The sequence below is a fragment of the Vibrio sp. MM46 genome, from assembly GCF_027587135.1.
GTDB lineage: Bacteria > Pseudomonadota > Gammaproteobacteria > Enterobacterales > Vibrionaceae > Vibrio > Vibrio harveyi.
The window spans coordinates 1-558 of the sequence record NZ_JAPPTO010000106.1; the positions used below are offsets into that span (position 1 = coordinate 1).

Genomic DNA, 558 nt, shown 5'->3' on the forward strand with positions numbered 1-558 from the left:
AAAAAGCCGTCTTGAGCAAAGTATATTCTGGCATCGAGTAAGGTTGCCATTTGGTTTGGGCTCCCTGCGGTCAGTACCCACTTGATGGGCTTATCATTGTGGTACTCACTGGCAAAGCGCCTTTGCTGCGCATCTCTGGCATCAAAAAATACCAGTACCTTACTAAGCTCAAACTTAGGCAGAATGTCTTTGCCGTTTGCCTTTGGCCAGGTTCGGCTGTCAAAGGGGTTAACCTTGGTGCCCGCTTTGGCGATGACTTGCCCGGTGGCAGGTACAACGATGTCTTTAGGGATAACGATGCTTGGGTCAACGTAAAAGGTACGTGGGTTGGTTGTACTCGTCAGTCCTTCGACGGGCGGCGGGTTTTCAATGCTTTCCTTTACTCGCTGGGTGAACGCTTCCTGCATGTCAGCCAGCTTACCATTGGCTTCAAATTGTCTCAGCCTGTGGTCAATCCATTCAAGCATGTCAATTTCACCGATAGGAAAGACCGGAGCCACTTGCCCCAGTGCTTTTCCATAAGCGTTAAAAGCGGCAATACCCGTTACGAGGATAATA

At 49.6% G+C, this 558-nt stretch carries 1 protein-coding gene; it reads right to left on the reverse strand.

Translation table 11 applies throughout. The features are described 5' to 3' along the window. The coding region (gene traW / locus OH459_RS28135) for a type-F conjugative transfer system protein TraW (protein WP_269989910.1) at positions 1-557 on the reverse strand (557 nt) is incomplete at its 3' end. Position 558 lies beyond the last annotated feature (1 nt).